Origin of the sequence: Paenibacillus sp. FSL K6-2524, assembly GCF_038005525.1 — a bacterium.
GTDB classification, from domain to species: domain Bacteria; phylum Bacillota; class Bacilli; order Paenibacillales; family Paenibacillaceae; genus Fontibacillus; species Fontibacillus anaericanus.
Map to the genome: position 1 here is coordinate 2,811,080 of NZ_JBBOSP010000001.1, position 17,716 is coordinate 2,828,795.

Genomic DNA, 17,716 nt, shown 5'->3' on the forward strand with positions numbered 1-17,716 from the left:
TTTTTTATAGCAAAAATGTCGAAAAATATTAGTGGGAAATGTTGAGGTAAGAGCTGGTCCTGAACAAAGTTGTACTCGGAAAGAGTATTAACATGAATTTGAAAGGTCAGCTTGTTGAACAATCAACAGAAGGGACACATGACTAATTTTTAGGAGTGAATAAATTGAACCGATATTTTAAAAAGATAAGTCTTGTTCTGGCTGTTGTAGTATTACTTCAAATCTCATTGCCAGAGTGGTTAACGTTATCCCAACCAATTAAAGCGGCAGCTCAGGGCCCTATCATTGTAAGCACTAGTCCGGCAGATGACTTTCTAAGCGTAGTACCAAGTGCTAAACTAACCTTCACGTTTGATGAGAGCATTACTAAAGTGAATGGATCCGCGACCATTACTATCTATGAATATGATACGAATACCGTGTTCGAAAGCTTCGTGGTTGCCTCCAGCGGAGCAGTTACAATCGATTCGACAGGAAAAGTTGTAACGATCCAACCAAGTAAACCTTTTCAAGAGAATACGGAGTATTACGTCAATATTGAGCCGGGCGCATTCGCTAACGTTTCTAACGGCGCGAATTTCAATGGAATTGCATCAACTTATGAGTGGAACTTTAAGACGGGAGTGCAAGTAAACCGCATTCCACCGGTACTTCAAGCCCATTCTCCCGCACTAGGGGCACTGGATGTACCTATTACATCATCAGTCTCGATGACTTTTGATGAAGAGGTATATGTAGCTAGCGGAGAATTTAGTTTAGTATCGGACTTAAGCTCTACTACCTTAGATAATAGACAAATCCCGGTAACATCTAATCAGGTGACAGGCAGTGGCTCCAAGACCATTACGATTACACCATCAGTAGCATTGTATCCAAATACGACTTATACATTTTCGATTCCAAATGGAGTTATTCAAGATAGTTCAGGCAATAAATATCCTGGTTATAGCTGGAGTTTCAAGACAGCTGCCGCTCCTTTGAAAGCGCCACCAACTGTAACCAAGCTGGAATATAGCGGAAGCACGATTACGATGACATATAATGAAGCTTTAAATGAAAACTCTATTCCGGCGGTAAGCAGATTTTATATTACGGTGAATGGCGTGAATCGTCCCGCAACAGCGATATCAATCTCGGGCGTGACAGTGAAGGTAACGTTGTCTAATGTCATAATGAATGGACAAGTCGTTAAGCTATCTTATTCGAAACCGTCGAGTGGTGGTATTCAGGATTTATTGCAAAATCAAGCGCTTGAGATTGCTAATCGTGATGTTACGCCATTAGTGGATCCAATAGCTCCCACATTAGTTATAGTATCGACGTATCCAATTAATAATACTTCTAATGTTCTGACAGATAGTGATTTTACTGCTGAATTTAGTGAAACGGTTGTAAAAGGTGCAGGCTCCATCTGGATAAAACCTATTGGCAGTAAGACTGCACAAGATATAAAGACAAACTTTTATGTCGATGGTACGAATACAACTATAGTCCATATTACTCTCCCAACTGGAGTGAGATTAGAAGGTAGTACCAATTATTATATAGAGATAGCTTCTGATGCTATTGTAAATTTGGCTGGAAATACATTTAGCGGGATTCAGAACCAAAACGAATGGACTTTTAAAACGATAGCCGTTGATACTATACCGCCAACTGTAACCAAGCTGGAATATAGCGGAAGCACGATTACGATGACACTTAATGAAGATTTAAATGGAAACTCTATTCCCGCGGTAAGCAGCTTTTATATTACGGTGGATGGCGTGAGTCGTCCCGCAACAGCGATATCAATCTCGGGCGCGACAGTGAAGGTAACGTTGTCTAGTGCCATAATGAATGGACAAGTAGTTAAGCTCTCTTATTCGAAACCGTCGAGTGGTGGTATTCAGGATTTATTGCAAAATCAAGCACTGGATATTTCTAATCGTGATGTTACACCATTAGTGGGTCCAATAGCTCCCACACTAGTAAGTGGTTCAGTCTCTGGAAATACGATTACATTGACGTTCAATAAAGAACTAGCTACTGCAAGCAGTAACGCGTATCAACAGTTCAGTGTCTACATAGCTGGAAATTATTATAGTGCGAGTTCACTCAATACAAGCGGCAGAGTTCTGACGTTAACTTTTAACGGTACAATAACGGACAGACAATCGGCATATATTACTTATTTGCCAAGCACGCATCCAATTACCGATACAGATGGCGTTAATGTCGCAGCATTTAGCAGTTATAGCTTGGCGAATGCGACTTCATCGTCTAATTCAAATTCGGTATACACGCCAGTCAGCACAGGTACAAGCTCTTTGAATAGCGCAATTGTAATAGGCAAGACGCTTACGCTAACATTTAATGAAACGTTGAATACGAACTATATTCCTTCCGTTATTTCTTTCTCGATTATGAGTCAGAATGTAATGCTTTCCGTTGAGAAAGTCACCATAAGTGGTTCTGTAGTTACATTGACACTAAATTCTTCGCCAAAGATTGGTGAAGCCGTGTACATTTCCTATTACCCAAGCGCTAATGGAATTCACACGACAAGCGGGCAGACAATTGAAGGGTTCGCATCCACTTCAGTTGCTAATCAGACGACTTTAAACTCCTTATTGGGGGAATACACTGAAGCCGTCGGAGGTGGAATTGATTTAAAGATTTCCGCAGCTACAACGACTTCAGCTGTATCGCCTGCAGGCACTTCTACAAACAAATATTCCATCTCAGCACTGCCAATCAATAATGCCTATGAAGCGGCAAAAAGTGCGGGGATGAATAAACTGCGTGTAGTATTTAAGGTTCCCGATACCGAGCGGGCTGCAATCGTAGCTGTACCTCTTAGCACCCTTCAGAACGCCGCCAACTTTGGCAAAGGAGCAAGCTTTGCAGTGCAGTATAACGATATTACGTATGAGATTCCGGTCCAGTCTTTGAATTATTCCGAAATATCCAGAATACTTGGATCAAGCGAAGTAGTGGGTGATCTTCTTATCAAGATCGACCAAGGGGAAACTGGTCTGATAAACTCACTGACGTCCGCGATCAATCGTTTAAATGCATCTATTCTAGCAGGTCCTGTTCACTTTGAGGTAGTAGCAGCCTTTGAAGCGACAGAGAAGAAGATACCAAGTTTCAGTGGTAATGTGTCTCGCTCTATGGATACTGTAACGTCGATAGAAGCAAAGTCTGCTGCTGTAGTATGGTATGATCCGGAAGCTGATGCATTGTCGTACGTGCCTACTCTATTCACCACTTCAGGGGGCAAGACGGTTGCTACCTTTAAAAGTAAAGGCAATAGTGCTTATGCTCTGGTACGAGGTTCTGCAAATTATACTGATATTGGCAAGCATTGGGCAGGGACTACTATCCAGGCATTGGCCCGTAAGTTTATTGTTGAAGGCCGAACCACGACAAAGTTTGAGCCTGAGCAATCAATGACCCGAGGCGAGTTTGCGACTTATATCTCGAAGGGCCTAGGTCTGTCCGGTAATAAGTCTGCGGCTTCCAAGTTTAAGGACGTGAATACAGGTGCTACAATGGCTGCTTACATCGGTGCTGTATCGGAAGCAGGTATTGTAATGGGGAACACAGACGGAACCTTCAAGCCTGATAGTCTGATTACACGTCAAGAGATGGCGGTCATGATGACTCGTGCGGCAGCTACAGCAGAGGTGACAGTATCATTGCCGTCTTCTGCCTCATCATATTTGGAGAAGTACAATGACCACAGTAAGATCAGTAGTTGGGCTAAGAATGATGTAGCCAAAGCGGTGTATACTGGTGTTATTTCAGGCCAAACAACCACCACTTTAAGTCCATTGACCCATGCTACTCGCGCTGAAGCGGTTGTTATGATCCAACGTTTGCTAGAATCGGTTAATCTTCTCGAAATGTAATAGATAAGAAACATAGGCTGCCCGCGATCATACGTGATCTTGGGGAGCCTTTGACTTCGATTCTGGAATAAAAACGGGTTTGACAAAATAATAGGAATCTACGGAGATAAAGAATACCGTGAGAATACAATTTCCGTGATTGGACTCAAGAAAGAAATCTTGTAGGAAATGATCGATACTCCATCTAATTTGAATTTGGTGGAACCTACGACTCATGCGATTGCCCTGACTTCTGGTGTCTCCGACTCATGAATACCAGAGACAATGCAATTACCGTGAGGATAATCCCCAGCACTTGAAAACCCTCAAAGTTGAACTTACCTCCCATTACAATACCTATCAACAAGGAAGAGAGAATAGTTCCCAGATATCTTGATGTATTAAATAATCCGGATGCTACCCCGATTATTTCTTGTGGAGAACTTTGGAACAAGGCCGCTTGCATACCTACATTGTTCAATCCGTTGCTAATACCAAATGCAGCTAAAGCGAAACACACGCTGATAACCGGTGAAGTTTGATTCAATGTCACGAGCCACACCGATCCAAATGTCATCAAAATAGCGGACACTAGCAATGCCGGCCCTGGTCCTGATTTATCGATCCATCGACCTGCTATTGGAGAAGTAACTAGTGAGCTGAGGCCTAAGCTTAGCATGAGAATCCCTGTTTGGAATTCGCTGACATGACGTACCATTTGTAAGTAAGACGGGAGCCCGAAAAAGAGCGAGTAATAAAGTACGTTAACGAGCATGAATTCGACATTAACCCAAGTCATTGCAGGATATTTGGCGAATGTGCGTAAAGGAATGAAGGGTGACGTCGCTCTTAATTCATGTCGTATGAATGCTCCCAGTAGAGCGAGACCAATCAACAAGGCAATAACATTCCCTAATGAGATATGCCCAGATGATTTTGCTGAGAGTAATGAAGCGAGCAGGGCAACCAGACCTACTGTGAAGAGCAAAATCCCTGACGCATCAATCAAATCAAACCATTTACGCAAGGACAAGCCACGTGAAACGGATGATGATGGTTTGTCTTTAGGAATATTCCTCCAAGATAATAGAAAGCTAACTAGCACGAATGGAATATTGATGAAAAATATAGCTGACCAGCCCCACCAGTGAATGATGACTCCACCAATAAAGGGACCAATGGCTGCTGCCCCGGATAGGAATATGGACAAAATGGACAGCGCAGTCGCCTGTTTCTCCGTAATATGAATTCGCACAAGTGCCATTCCAACCGCTACCATCATACTTGTTCCGATGGCTTGCATAATGCGGAACACAATGAGCCATGTAAAGTTTGGTGATAGTGGAGCTAATAATGATGCAATGAAAGCAACAACAAGACCCGTAAGAAATATCTTCCTACGACCGAATAGATCACTGGCTTTTCCCATGATAGGCTGAGCGATGCTACTTGCAATGTAGAAAGAAAAAATAATCCAGGAAACACCTGTATAGTCAAGGTGAAACACATTTTGCAGCCTTGGAATAGCAACTGAAACCATTGAAGAATTTAAAGGGTTCAATAGTATTCCAAGGCCAATGGAAATCATTAGCCACCTGCTGCGAACATTCATCTTTGGTCCCCCTATAGTGTATTAATGTCATCGTACTTGAAATCGTTTATTGATTCCAACGCATTTTATGTTATGATTTCATTGATTTGAGGGAATGAATGGAGGGTGCAAAATGGAACTTCTTCAACTGCAATATTTTCTCGCGGTAGCTCGTTTGGAACATGTGACCGAAGCTGCACGAAGTCTACACGTTACTCAATCGTCACTAAGCAAAACGATTCAGCGCTTGGAAGAGGATCTAGGGGTCCCTTTATTCGATCGAACAGGCAGGAAGCTACGATTGAATGAGTTCGGTAGCAGATTCCTTCGCCGTGCAGAAAGAGCTTTGTTTGAATTGGAACAGGGGAAGCAGGAGATTAGTGATTTGTCTAACCCGGAGCATGGCACACTCGAATTGGCGGTGACTACTGCTAGCACGTTACCCAATATCCTTCGGGAGTTTCGGAAAAAGCGGCCAGATATCCAATTTCACGTGCAGATGCTCACCATGAAGGAAATGGGTACGCTGTTACATAGGGGAGAGGTCGATTACTGCTTGTCCTCACCACCGTTACAAGGGGATGATATTGAATGTGAAATCGTGTTCGTGGACCCGATCCTTGTAGCTGTTCCAAAGGGGCATCGGCTGGCAGACCGAAGCAGTATATCCTTGGCAGAATTAAGGGATGAATGGTTTGTCGGTGTAAAGCGAGGCTACGGTACTCGTGATTTAGTGGACAGTATTTGCAAATCGGCTGGTTTTGCTCCTAAATATGTGTATGAGGGAGATGAACCTGCAAGGCTAAGCGCTCTGGTTGAAGCAGAAATTGGCATAGCCTTCATACCAAGCACGGCAAGGAATGCACGGGAAGATATCAAATATCTCCAAGTAGAGAATCACGAATTGGTAAGGGAGATAGCATTATTATGGCACAGGAGCCGGTACATTTCGCAGGCTGCTCTGGAATTCCGTGAGGTTGTCATAGAATACTTTGGAGCGATGGAGGGAAAATGAGCAAAAAACTAATTACTTTAATTCTCATAATCTTACTAATTGCAGGTTTAGCTTTTAATTATTTTTCTCCATATTCAGAGAAATTGACGAAATCTACAAACCTTTCTAATGAGTCTATTGGCGGTGTGAAAATACACGAAAGTATAAATAAAAGTAGTTTTATAACACAGTATGGCAATCCTTTAAGCAAAGAAGATAATGACTTATATGATTATTACTATTGGAAAGGCGGATTATTAACTGCTTCTATTCATTCTGGTAAAGATAAAGGTTCTATAATGCGGTTAATAATAACTAGTACGGATAATCAAATATTAGATAAACCTCTCCACACTGCAAAAGGAATCGAATTGAGAGCGTAAAATATTTTGTGTAAATAGATAAATAGAAAAAGGAAGACCTTTTCTTGTAGAATTGAGTTACCACACAACAATTCAAAGAGAGGTCTTCCCTATGAATCATTTTACAACAGATTTAGTCCAAGCTCTAGTCACAAAACAAGATGTAACGGAAGTATTTCGCAGTCACTTAGAGTGTGCTATGAATCACCTGTTAGAGACGGAGCTTACTGCATTCCTAGACTATGAAAAATATGACCGTATAGGTATGAATTCAGGGAATTCTCGAAACGGTGGCTACTGCCGAACGCTTCATACCGAGTATGGGGACCTGCAACTCAACATTCCTCGAGATCGTAACGGAGAGTTTAAGCAACAGACTGTAGCACCGTACAAACGCTCGAATGATACGCTAGAATCCTTTGTCATCCACATGTTTCAAAAGGGTGTCACGATGACGGAGATTGCCGACCTAATCGAGAGAATGTACGGTCACCACTACACACCACAAACCATATCGAACATGACAAAAGTGATGGTAGAGCATGTCGATGCGTTTATGAAACGACCTCTTGAGGAGCGCTATGTGTGCGTCTATATTGATGCGACCTATATCGCCGTTAAACGTGAAACGGTATCTAAGGAAGCGGTCTACATTGCCGTGGGAATTCGTGAGGATGGCTCCAAGGAAGTTCTTACGTACGCCGTTGCACCGACCGAATCAGCTTACATTTGGAAAGAACTCCTTCAGGACGTGAAACAGCGTGGCACGGAACAAATCCTTCTGTTTATCTCCGATGGACTCACAGGTATTGTGAATGCGATTCAGGAGATCTACCCGCAGGCGAAGTACCAAACATGCTGTGTTCATTTAGCACGTAATATTGCCCATAAAGTTCGTGTCTCAGATCGAGCAGAGATCTGTGAAGACTTCAAATCCGTCTATCGATCTGACGATGAAGCAGCTGGTAAAGCGGCGCTGGCAACCTTCTGTGATAAATGGAAAACAGCATATCCTAAGGTCACTAAATCCCTGCGAGAAAATCCCTATATCTTCACGTTTTACAGCTTTCCTAAGCCGATCTGGAGAAGCATTTATTCAACGAATTTAATAGAATCCTTTAACAAACAGATTAAGAAATACACTAATCGTAAAGAACAATTTCCCCATGAAGAGGCACTAGAAAAATTCTTGGTTTCACAGTTTGAAAGCTATAACCAACGCTTTGCTACCCGTTGTCATATTGGCTTCGATCAAGCTCGATCAGAACTGCTAGCAATGTTCTCTAACAAAAACTAAACGAACTTCTACAAGAGAGGTATATTTTCATTTACACAAAATTCTTGACGCTCCCATCGAATTAGGTGATGCAAAAGAAAAAGTTATTTCTTTGTATGGAAACAACTATTACAAGAGTAATGAGCAAGGAGTAGACATTATCGGTTATATTGATCACGAACAGGATATAACCTTAGAATTTTGGTGTACTAACGTTGGTGAAGTTGCTGAAATTCGGTTAGATGATTCAAGTGTTAAGTAAATAATGCCATTGTTGCAGTGCTTGAAAAAAAACGGGAAGTAACGTTACGTTTTGGAGGATGTTACCATCGCTGTTAAATGAGAATTTCCTGAATTACGAATGTAGTGGTAGAAATTCTCATTTAAAGGTTCTTGTCCACATTCCTCCAAAACTCCACTAGTACGCTGGTCCTTGTCCAGCACTGATTTTAAGGTTGAGCCCTTATAAATATAGCCTTTTTTTAAATGAGTTTACTTGCGATCATATCCGTTAAAGAGCCTGAGCATTCCGATAAAATCTTCAAGTTGTTCATCGTCCAATTTAGAGATTCGTTCATAAAATACCGTTTCTTTCTCTTTCAGTGCTTCATTCGTCCTTTGTCGTCCTAGTTCAGTCAGAGATAAAAGGATTCCTCGACGATCATCAGGAGAAGTTTCTCTTTTTACAAAACCCAAGAGCTCGAGTTGTTTGATGAGGCGGCTAACTGAACTGCGGTCCATAGCTGTTGATTCCGCTAAAACGGTGGCACTTGTAGGGCCAAATGAGTAGAGCCAACGGATAATAAGAAAAGCAGCAGGCTGTATGGATGAATCGAAACGTGCTGCAGTTCTGACATTTAGTGCATGCGAGGCACTAATGAGTGCATTGATCTGTTCACCGAGTTTCAGCTCCAATTGCCCTCTTGGCGTATTTATGTGTTGATCATAGTCCTCCATATTTCACCTCGATTCATGATATTTATGCTCACTCAAAAGTATTTGACATATATCAAATAAGACCATATAGTTGATATATATCAATTATATGGTCTTGTCAGTTGTAAGTCAAAACTATTGACGGCTATCTATGTAAAGCGCAGAACTATCATATGAACTGAAAATTTAGGTTCCAGCACAAAGGAGAGACATGATGACGAATAACCCGATTGTTGTAATTACTGGCGCAACAAGTGGTCTTGGGCAACTTGTTGCAATTGAACTGGCAAAGCGTGGTGCTCATCTTGTACTGACAGCCAGGAGCAGAGAACGAGCTAATATGACTAAGAGGACTTTATTGGATATTATGCCCACGATAGATGTAGACTTTTTCTATGGAGACTTGTCATTATTGGAAGATGTCAAGCGTATCGGTAATGAGATTTCAGTTGCATATCCCAAAATAGATGTGCTAGTGAATAATGCAGGACTGCATGCATTTAAACAGCGGATAACGTCAGAGGGATTCGCTGAAATGATAGCTGTGAACTACTTAGCACCGTTGTTATTGACGCATTTATTACAACAGTCCTTAATAAACGCGGGGAATGCTAGGATTGTAAATGTGGCTTCTGAGGCATCACGCAATCATGGTGAAGTTAAACTTCCTGAGGATTTGACTGATACTACTTCTTTTACTTCCAGAGGTTCGTCTGCAATATATGGGAAAACTAAGCTGTTTAATATTATGTTTACGGGTGAACTGGCGCGTCAATGGTCAGATACAGGAATCACTGTTAATGCTTTAAATCCGGGATTTAATGTTACAGGTCTCGGACGTGAACTTTGGTTTGCTTCTATGCTTGAACGCATCTTGAATTTTTGTCATATCGGAGATCCACGTAAAGGAGCGGACATTATTACTCGTCTAATAGTGGATCAGAAGTATCAGGGAGTGACCGGTGGGTATTTTAATGTTGGAACCGGCAATTCTATAGTGCCTGTATATCCTGGTGGAGATATCATAATGCAAAATAAACTTTGGCATGTTACAAAAGAGTTATTACAACAAAGAGGTTTACTTGAAAACGTGGTTTAATTTTGTTGGGGATTAGGAGGAAAATTTAAAGATAGTGTTAAGAAATTAACTTAAACGGTAGATATGCCGGTTTTTAAATATATTTAATAGTTATGCAGCATCCACACATGTCGAGTGCTTGTTCACTGTTGGTCAGGAAAGACTAATAGTTAGCTGTATTGGTGGAATAGATATGGGGCTGTCCTTAAAGATTTGGGACAGCCCCTATTGTTGCATTTTTATACAAAATGTACATAAAGTTAGGATGGGACAGCTAACACGGAAGAGCTTGGGTCACTGTTATACTTAAAGATATAGTTGATATATTTTATTGCACTTTGATTGATTTCATCATCGCTAGCTTGAAATGAAGCTCCGAAGACAGCAAAATAGGGTAGTGCCACTGCGCCCACATGTACTGTACTGGCTTTGAAAGGCGTAGTCACTTGATCCACGGTAAAAGAAACAGAGCCCTCTGGCAGATAATTTTCTTTTTTGTCGCCGATGGACATGGCAAGCCCTAACTTTTTCCCTTTAAGCTTGTCACCTTTTGATCCATAAGCCCATCCGTAAGTAAAAACATCATCAAACCACTTTTTCAATAAAGGCGGATAACTGTACCAATACAACGGGAATTGAAAGATAACATGGTTATATGCTTCCATTAGATTTTGCTCTCTAGGAACATCAATATTCCAGTCAGGATACTCTTTATAAATCTCATGAATTGTAATATCGTTTGGATATTGCAGTAGTTCTTCTTTCCAGCGCTGGTTCACCCTAGAATTCTCAAGGTCCGGATGTGCCAAAATCACTAGTGTTTTCATTATGAATCTCCATTCTCAGGCTGCATATATTAAGCGTGTTTCTATAAAATGCTTTGCCTTATTTTTTATGAATATCATCATTATCTTGCAAGTTCTAAAAAAAGAAAATACACACAATAAAGTAAGATGGTTACTTCAAAGTGTGTACTGGACGCAGAAAAAAATATATGAAACAATGAAATTTTGAGTAAGCTGAATTTGATCAGCATGAACGAGGTGTAATTCTATGAAACAATATAATCTAGGTATAGAGGCAACACTAGAAATCATCGGCGGAAAGTGGAAATCTTTGATCATTTGCTTATTGATGTCCGGTACCAAAAGAACAAGTGAATTACAGCGCAGTATACATGGCATTTCACAAAAGGTTCTGATCCAGCAGCTTCGTGAACTTGAGAGGGATGGACTTGTCAAAAGATTCGTGTACCAGCAGATGCCGCCAAAGGTCGAATATAGCCTCACGGAATATGGAGTTACAGCCAATAAGATCGTGGACGTTATGTGTTCTTGGGGGAAAGAAAATATTAAGATAAGACAAGAACGAGGAGAAGAGATCGTCTTGTTGGAGGACAAGTAGCCGGAGAACTTTGATTAGAAAGCGAATACTGCCACATCAGGTTTGTCCATTTTACGTAACCCACACATGGGGAGTGCTTGCTGAATATTGATGGTTCTAAGTGAATAAATGAGATGTGACAGTATCTCACAAGAATATTATTAATAGGTTTGTTGGGAGAGCGCATCGCTTGTGCGCTCAGTGGTTCAGTCAGCGCGGACGTTTTGCATGTGGATATTTCCTTGAATCTGCTTCATAGACGAGCACGGCGCCTTCGTTAGAGCGCTCCAAAATCAATACACTAGAGGGACAAGATGACTTGAGTTAGGCCAGACAAGGGTTAAAGTCATTTAAATAAAAAGACGAAGCCGATTATGGCTCCGTCTTTTTTAGGTTTGCATACCCTTTTAATCCTAGAGAATAAGGTCCTTTTTACAGATGAACTATTGCAACGAAAATACAGTCTCTAGCTCAGGGATGTATTCCTTGACTATATTTTTGTCTTCCCACAGTCCTTTGACCCCATCTGGGGCTTGACCTTCGGATACGACTAAGTACGGTTTGATGGTTACTGTACTCGGTAGAGTCTTGAAGGGTTCAAAACGAATCTTATAAGATTCGCTAATGGGGTGACCACCGATGGGCTTCAGTTGAACGCCATGTTCATCCACAATGTCATACTGAAGAGCGATGATGCTTCCCTCCCTGTTAGATTTCTTATATTTCGAAGGGATAGAATCGAGCATTTCTTCTATGCTCTGGCCAGGTTTGGTTTTGTACTCAACGGATAACTGCGTTGTGATTGGGGTGATTTCCAGCTTACTGTTCTGCAAGTTAATGTTATCGTGATGCTTGGTCTCCTCTGAAGTTAGAACGGTAACGGGCGTTGATTTTGTAATAGGCAGAACGAATTGGAACGGGACAACGTAACCCTTTAACGTTACATTTACAGTCAAGTCAAACTGATCAGGGAACTGGACATTCTGTGTTGTTGTGCGCGGCTCATAATAAGTGCTAAAAACCTCAACCATTATGCTGGAAGCAGTCTCACCGTCCATGTGTTCGTAATTCCAGAGCAGAGGTTGGCCTTTATAAAGAACCTCAAACTTATCCACCGCCCCTTTATTGGCATCGGAAGGCGGCGAATTGGGCTCCGAAGCCAGACGGTTTCCAGGAGTGGTTACGTTCATAAGGATTCGGGTCCCATCAAATAACAACGTTGGAATATTCATAGTCACATTGCCATGGGTCACGCTTTGGTTTACGTTTGTGATGAAATCCTCAGCTTGTTGAACACCGGGATCTAAGTTTTTTTCGCCCCATAATGAATAGATTTGTCCCAGAACCGGAATTTGCTTAAGTGCATCTGCCATTGCGGGCGATACAAATCCTGAAGCAATGAGGGTAAGTCCAAGGATTGCAGCGGCTGCAGTGGATACCCACCATTTATTAAAAGTTCTTGATACATTTATCTTTCTCTGAAAGGGGGAAATGGAATTATCGGTTTCCCTGATGATTTGGTATGTCTCATTCAGCTTGGAGCGGGCAATATCAGATAATTGATCGGGAAGTAGGCTTTGGCAGTTCTTTAATTGTTCTTCTAACTTAGTGTTCATCATGTCGCAACTCCATTTCATGATTGATTTGAGATGAATGCTTTAGCTTTTTGCGGGCGCGATGCAGCCGGGTCTTCACGGCTACCGTAGAAATTTCGAGAATGTCGGAAATTTGACTGATCGGCATGTCCTGTAGGTAATGAAGGAGAATGACAATCCGTAGGTTCTCCTCAAGATGTTGAACGGCATCCCATAATTCGATTTTCTCATAATCCTTGGAAGTGGAAGGGACGTCGGGAAGCTCTCCGTAAGGGAGGGTTCTTGAGCTGCTTTTGACCATTTTGTTGCATTCATTAATCAGAATCCGGAAGATCCACGTTTTGAAAAAAGCGGGCTCTCTGAGTGTATGAATGGATTTAAAGGCTTTAAGCATCGTCTCCTGCAGGGCATCTGCACAATCTTCGTCTTTGTTGACGATGGACCTTGCAGTTCTATATAACGGTAACTCTATCTCTTGCATCAACTGCATGAATGCTTCAGGGTCCCCAGCTTTGGCTTTGACGACAATAGGATCTGTATGCAAGGGTTCACCTGCTTTCTTGATTAGAAGTATTAGAATGTTTGTAACGTTACGTATATTAGATCGAGTAGGTAGCTAGAAGGTTACATGGGAAAAAAAATACCAATTCATTCAAGGACTGCGCCCCGTAGCTCGAGTTTACTCTGCCATAATAAATGGAGGGTTACTCTTAAGGCAGTTGGAATAAACGGCCTAGGAGTAACCCTCGTGTTATTCTAATATATACAGAATTAATATGCTGCCATTGTTGCATTTGTTAGAGTCTCAATTATAAAAACATACGCAACAGCATCACCGATACAATGCCTACCAGTACTGTTCCTAATAAGCTTCGAGTTAGAATTGCGGTCAAAAAGGTGGGTGCTGCTGCGATTAACTCGATATGATTTTGAAAAGAGGAAAATTTCCCATCTACCAACAATAACTCTTCTCCCACCAAGGCTGCCATTACTGCGACTGGAACATAACTTAACCATCGCATTGCCCAATCAGGTATATTTATGCGACTGAGTACCATGAGTGGAAGCACTCTTGGGATCAGAGTCACAATTGATGCACCAATAATTATTAAAAGAATATGCCATCTTATTTCCATTTTTCCACCACCATTCCTAATGTAGCAGCAATAACGGTAGCAGCGATAATAGCCATACTTCCAGATAAGAAAAAACTTGTCCCCAAAAAAATGACTACGGCACTTATAGCTACAACTATATCTTTAGCCAATTTCCCACGACTTACGATCTGGATAACAAGAAGCCCGATAAACATAGCAGGCAATGCAAAATCCAAACCAAACTTTTCGGGATTTGAAATCCACTGACCCAGAAATGCTCCGGCTAATGTGGCTACAATCCAATTTAGATAAGCTGTTATATTTAGACCGTGCATCCATTTTTCACTAAGATGATTTTTGTTCGTTGTCTTATTAATCGCAACACCAAATGTCTCGTCTGTAAGTAAAGAACCTATTAGCAAAGTTTTAACCGGAGTAAGACGACTGAAATACGGTGATAAGGCTGCACTAAGTAAAAGATGTCGAAGATTTACGATAAAAACAGTGAGAATAATTGAAGCCGGTGATCCATGAGATGCGATCATTCCAGAAACGATAAATTGGGCAGAACCAGCATAGATAAGTAATGACATGAGTGTGATTTCAACAATGCTTAAGCCAGAAGTATTTCCTACAACACCAGCAGCAAATCCAATACTTAAGTAACCCAACAATGTTGGAATGCAATCTTTTACACCTTGCAAAAAGCTATCCTCACGTATATTAACATCCTGTTTATGTAGTTGAATATTCTCTTGCACTTTAGGTTGATCTTCCTTTCACTTGTTGTCGTCTTAACATTAGCTGCGTAGTCCATTCGCTATTTTCCAAAGGTTTGTTTATTATAACATACGATATTAGAGGGTTACTCTGAAGGCGGTAGGAAACTGCCTAGGAGTAACCCTCGTTTTGTTGTAAATAGGAAAGACTTAGCGTTATTGTTCAAGCTGACGGTTTGGAAGTTGGATCTCGAACACCGTTTTTTCAAAAGGGACACTCGTCAAGGTAATTGATCCGCCATGGAAGGCTATGATTTCTTTGACAATGGACAGTCCAATGCCAAGCCCTTCGCCTTTTCTGCTGGTATCGACACGGTAGAACCGTTCAAAAACTTGTTCTTGATCCTGTAAGGGAATGCCGCGCCCTTTATCAATAACCATCATGAATAGGGTATCATCCTTTTTCGTAAGGCCAATCTCAAGATAATTGCCCTCTGATCCGTAACGGATCGCGTTGTCGAGCAGGTTTCGCAGCGCCCGTTCGATTAGGGGAGCATCAATCCAAGCTTGGATATCCTCATCAGGGATATTTGCTACAAAAGTGAAGTTCTGCCCCTCAAGAAACATCAGGTATTCCGCAGCAATTTTGCGCATCAATTCAGATATACTATGCATTTCAACATGAAGCTCAAAATTCCCCTCATCCTGCTGAGTGATATCTAACAATTGATCTAACAGCTTGTCCATATAACGAGAGCGCTGCAGCAGAATCTTAGCACTTGTTTGCAGTTCTTGCTCATCCTTATACAAGCCAGCGCGAATCGTTTCTGCATATCCTAAAATCATCGTTAGTGGGGTGCGTAGATCATGGGAAAGATTAGACAGTAGCAGCGTACGCCTCTTGTCAAACTGTTTGATTTGGTTAGCCTGATTGTGAAGGCGGAGAGCCATCTCATTATAATGCGTAGTGAGTTGGCCAATTTCATCCTTGTTCGTATCTTCTAGTACGGTGATTTCACTTTGGAAGTTAAGTTGCCCCATAGCATGATTGAGCTTATTAATGCGTTTGTTCATGGAAGAGAAAAACCACAGAGATAGCAGATATGGAATTAAGAAAGCAACAATTAACGGCAACATAAAAGTTAATAAGATTTTAAAGGAGCGGATGAAAAAATAAACTTGCCCCTGTTTCATAGCGTCACTGGACAAACTTATCAATAAATAATAGGGTTGTTCATCTTGGTTAATAGAAAAAGTGAGCGTAATCGGCTCATCGCCCCCCCAAAGGTTCTGGGGCATACTAAGCATGCGATTTGCAAGCTGCCCAAAATCATAGTAATTCTTTTCCTCTAAGGTATCATATATTGTTGATCCATCTGCTGCAATCCATTCATAGCGAATATCAGGATGCTTACTATGAGCATCTTCCAAGATGGGAGTTATGTCTGCGGCGTCATAAGCTTGTTGCTTTGCTACCGTATCAAGGACTTCTTGCGAGAGGGTGTTCAAGGCATTCAAATTATAACCCTTACTTCCTACCATAACGAGGCTAAGTGAAATAAACAGCAAAATACTGATGATTGCACTAATGAGCATAAGTAGCCAAAGCTTAGTTTGATTTCTCATTGTCCATCTCCAGAGAACCGATAACCGATTCCACGTATGGTGTTAATGTAAGGAGGTGAGCCTTCTGTGGGTTCAAGAATACTTCGCAGTCTACTTATAAAGACGCTTAAATTGTTATCATCAAAGTATTCATGATTCCACACCTGCTTGTAAATTTCTCCTTTGGTTAAAACGCGGTCAGGATTTTGCATGAACATTTCTAAAAGCCTACATTCTACCATGGTTACAGGAAATGACTTACCGTCATTTCGTAGAACATAATTGTCGATATCCAGCTCTAATTTATTTAAACGTAGAACCTTAACAGGAAGGGGGCGATGTCTTCTTATCTGTGCTTGCACGCGAGCAACTAATTCCACTGGGCTAAAAGGTTTAGTGACGTAATCATCGGCCCCTAATCCGAGCGTTAAGGTTTTGTCTTGAACTTCTCGTCTAGCACTAAGCGCAATAACTAACGATCTAGCATTTGTCTCTCGTAAATATTGCAGCACTTCAAACCCGTTGCCATCATCCATCATGAGGTCTAGGATCAATAATTCTATAGTATTTTCTTGCAAGCATTGAATAGCTTGCCGCCCTGAGCTAGCTTCTAAGACTTTGAATTCCGCTTGTTCTAAATGCATCCGAATTAACTGACGAATTTCGAGTTCATCATCTACAATTAATATCTGATTGATAGGGAATCATTCCTCCTACCTCATATGGAATTAAATTCATCTTGATCAATCGATCATATCAATAATAGATTTAAAAATATATCTGTATTTTTAATAAAGTAATAATAACTATAATAATGGAATGATTTTTGAGTTAATTGAAGAGCATAGATGATGAATATGAGAGATTACCGAAGATCAGGAAATTACCGTTAAAGAACGTTTGAAGTCGAAATGGTCTCGTCTAGAAGCAATAACTGGTGCTGAATCACGAGTGAAACGACTAGCTGAAGATATTGATACGCATTATGAGGAACGACAAGAAGCGATGTTCGGTAAGTCACAATGGCACTCGGATGATGACGATTAAGCTAACAACAATACTTGTTGGCAGGTAGGTTCCATCGGTTTCATTGCAACTTTTCGATATGAGTTTTCGCAACCTGATAAGGGTTGCGTTTTTCATTTTATGTGGACTTTCCTTCCAAGATATCCGGAGGAAAATAGCAAATAAAATTGTCTTGACAT

General features: G+C 41.2%; 15 protein-coding genes and 1 pseudogene. 7 read left to right on the forward strand and 9 right to left on the reverse strand.

Going from position 1 to position 17,716, the window contains the following annotated elements; translation table 11 throughout:
- The first annotated feature begins 164 nt into the window (after nucleotides 1-164).
- Nucleotides 165-3,896 carry an Ig-like domain-containing protein gene (locus NST85_RS12680; protein ID WP_341189449.1) on the forward strand — a complete coding sequence of 1,244 codons (3,732 nt, stop codon included), beginning with the start codon at nucleotides 165-167 and terminating at the stop codon, nucleotides 3,894-3,896.
- 205 nt (nucleotides 3,897-4,101) lie between these two features.
- On the opposite strand, the gene NST85_RS12685 is transcribed toward NST85_RS12680, so the two are convergent.
- A complete protein-coding gene (locus tag NST85_RS12685; protein WP_127193261.1) occupies nucleotides 4,102-5,487 on the reverse strand; it encodes an MFS transporter in 1,386 nt (461 codons plus the stop codon).
- A gap of 112 nt (nucleotides 5,488-5,599) precedes the next feature.
- On the opposite strand from NST85_RS12685, the gene NST85_RS12690 reads away from it, so the two are divergent.
- The 3 genes from NST85_RS12690 to NST85_RS12700 all read left to right on the forward strand — a co-directional run bounded on the left by NST85_RS12690 (nucleotide 5,600) and on the right by NST85_RS12700 (nucleotide 8,119).
- Nucleotides 5,600-6,481, forward strand: a complete 882-nt coding sequence (locus tag NST85_RS12690) for a LysR family transcriptional regulator (RefSeq protein WP_341189450.1) — start codon at nucleotides 5,600-5,602, stop codon at nucleotides 6,479-6,481.
- Complete coding sequence (locus NST85_RS12695; RefSeq protein WP_341189451.1) at nucleotides 6,478-6,843, forward strand: hypothetical protein; 366 nt, start codon at nucleotides 6,478-6,480, stop codon at nucleotides 6,841-6,843. Before NST85_RS12690 ends, NST85_RS12695 begins: the two co-directional genes overlap by 4 nt.
- Nucleotides 6,844-6,934: 91 nt before the next feature.
- On the forward strand, nucleotides 6,935-8,119 hold the full coding sequence (locus NST85_RS12700; protein ID WP_341189008.1) for an IS256 family transposase: 1,185 nt from the start codon (nucleotides 6,935-6,937) through the stop codon (nucleotides 8,117-8,119).
- 471 nt (nucleotides 8,120-8,590) lie between these two features.
- Here NST85_RS12700 and NST85_RS12705 read toward each other — a convergent pair whose 3' ends face one another.
- Nucleotides 8,591-9,055 carry a MarR family winged helix-turn-helix transcriptional regulator gene (locus NST85_RS12705; protein WP_341189452.1) on the reverse strand — a complete coding sequence of 155 codons (465 nt, stop codon included), beginning with the start codon at nucleotides 9,053-9,055 and terminating at the stop codon, nucleotides 8,591-8,593.
- A 193-nt stretch (nucleotides 9,056-9,248) separates the two neighbouring features.
- Between NST85_RS12705 and NST85_RS12710 the strand changes: the two genes are divergently transcribed.
- Entirely contained in the window at nucleotides 9,249-10,133 is an 885-nt protein-coding gene (locus NST85_RS12710; protein WP_341191103.1) for an SDR family NAD(P)-dependent oxidoreductase, read from the forward strand.
- Between the two features lie 239 nt (nucleotides 10,134-10,372).
- On the opposite strand, the gene NST85_RS12715 is transcribed toward NST85_RS12710, so the two are convergent.
- Complete coding sequence (locus tag NST85_RS12715) at nucleotides 10,373-10,939, reverse strand: NAD(P)H-dependent oxidoreductase (RefSeq protein ID WP_341189453.1); 567 nt, start codon at nucleotides 10,937-10,939, stop codon at nucleotides 10,373-10,375.
- A gap of 226 nt (nucleotides 10,940-11,165) precedes the next feature.
- On the opposite strand from NST85_RS12715, the gene NST85_RS12720 reads away from it, so the two are divergent.
- A complete protein-coding gene (locus NST85_RS12720; protein WP_341189454.1) occupies nucleotides 11,166-11,516 on the forward strand; it encodes a winged helix-turn-helix transcriptional regulator in 351 nt (116 codons plus the stop codon).
- Nucleotides 11,517-11,938: 422 nt separating this feature from the next.
- Here the strand turns inward: NST85_RS12720 and NST85_RS12725 are convergent, their stop codons facing one another.
- The 6 genes from NST85_RS12725 to NST85_RS12750 form a co-directional block, all read right to left on the reverse strand.
- Nucleotides 11,939-13,114, reverse strand: coding sequence for a DUF4179 domain-containing protein (locus NST85_RS12725; protein WP_341189455.1), 1,176 nt, complete (start codon nucleotides 13,112-13,114; stop codon nucleotides 11,939-11,941).
- The gene (locus tag NST85_RS12730) at nucleotides 13,101-13,634 is read right to left on the reverse strand and encodes an RNA polymerase sigma factor (RefSeq protein ID WP_341189456.1); all 534 of its coding nucleotides are present in this window, start codon (nucleotides 13,632-13,634) and stop codon (nucleotides 13,101-13,103) included. Before NST85_RS12730 ends, NST85_RS12725 begins: the two co-directional genes overlap by 14 nt.
- A gap of 265 nt (nucleotides 13,635-13,899) precedes the next feature.
- A complete protein-coding gene (locus NST85_RS12735; RefSeq protein ID WP_127193267.1) occupies nucleotides 13,900-14,226 on the reverse strand; it encodes an AzlD domain-containing protein in 327 nt (108 codons plus the stop codon).
- Nucleotides 14,217-14,948 carry an AzlC family ABC transporter permease gene (locus tag NST85_RS12740; RefSeq protein WP_341189457.1) on the reverse strand — a complete coding sequence of 244 codons (732 nt, stop codon included), beginning with the start codon at nucleotides 14,946-14,948 and terminating at the stop codon, nucleotides 14,217-14,219. Before NST85_RS12740 ends, NST85_RS12735 begins: the two co-directional genes overlap by 10 nt.
- Nucleotides 14,949-15,122: 174 nt before the next feature.
- The gene (locus NST85_RS12745) at nucleotides 15,123-16,532 is read right to left on the reverse strand and encodes a sensor histidine kinase (RefSeq protein ID WP_341189458.1); all 1,410 of its coding nucleotides are present in this window, start codon (nucleotides 16,530-16,532) and stop codon (nucleotides 15,123-15,125) included.
- Nucleotides 16,529-17,209 carry a response regulator transcription factor gene (locus NST85_RS12750; protein ID WP_341191104.1) on the reverse strand — a complete coding sequence of 227 codons (681 nt, stop codon included), beginning with the start codon at nucleotides 17,207-17,209 and terminating at the stop codon, nucleotides 16,529-16,531. The genes NST85_RS12745 and NST85_RS12750 overlap by 4 nt, the downstream gene beginning before the upstream one ends.
- A 163-nt stretch (nucleotides 17,210-17,372) precedes the next feature.
- On the opposite strand from NST85_RS12750, the pseudogene NST85_RS12755 reads away from it, so the two are divergent.
- Nucleotides 17,373-17,555, forward strand: a pseudogene (locus NST85_RS12755) (hypothetical protein); the annotation flags it as partial.
- Nucleotides 17,556-17,716 lie beyond the last annotated feature (161 nt).

Excerpts from the sequence above, each read along its gene's own strand:
- NST85_RS12710 (WP_341191103.1), top strand. The coding sequence starts at position 9,249 with ATGACGAATAACCCGATTGTTGTAATTACTGGCGCAACAAGTGGTCTT.
- NST85_RS12690 (WP_341189450.1), top strand. The coding sequence starts at position 5,600 with ATGGAACTTCTTCAACTGCAATATTTTCTCGCGGTAGCTCGTTTGGAA.
- NST85_RS12705 (WP_341189452.1), bottom strand. The coding sequence starts at position 9,055 with ATGGAGGACTATGATCAACACATAAATACGCCAAGAGGGCAATTGGAG.
- NST85_RS12685 (WP_127193261.1), bottom strand. The coding sequence starts at position 5,487 with ATGAATGTTCGCAGCAGGTGGCTAATGATTTCCATTGGCCTTGGAATA.
- NST85_RS12725 (WP_341189455.1), bottom strand. The coding sequence starts at position 13,114 with ATGATGAACACTAAGTTAGAAGAACAATTAAAGAACTGCCAAAGCCTA.
- NST85_RS12700 (WP_341189008.1), top strand. The coding sequence starts at position 6,935 with ATGAATCATTTTACAACAGATTTAGTCCAAGCTCTAGTCACAAAACAA.
- NST85_RS12695 (WP_341189451.1), top strand. The coding sequence starts at position 6,478 with ATGAGCAAAAAACTAATTACTTTAATTCTCATAATCTTACTAATTGCA.
- NST85_RS12745 (WP_341189458.1), bottom strand. The coding sequence starts at position 16,532 with ATGAGAAATCAAACTAAGCTTTGGCTACTTATGCTCATTAGTGCAATC.
- NST85_RS12715 (WP_341189453.1), bottom strand. The coding sequence starts at position 10,939 with ATGAAAACACTAGTGATTTTGGCACATCCGGACCTTGAGAATTCTAGG.
- NST85_RS12720 (WP_341189454.1), top strand. The coding sequence starts at position 11,166 with ATGAAACAATATAATCTAGGTATAGAGGCAACACTAGAAATCATCGGC.
- NST85_RS12735 (WP_127193267.1), bottom strand. The coding sequence starts at position 14,226 with ATGGAAATAAGATGGCATATTCTTTTAATAATTATTGGTGCATCAATT.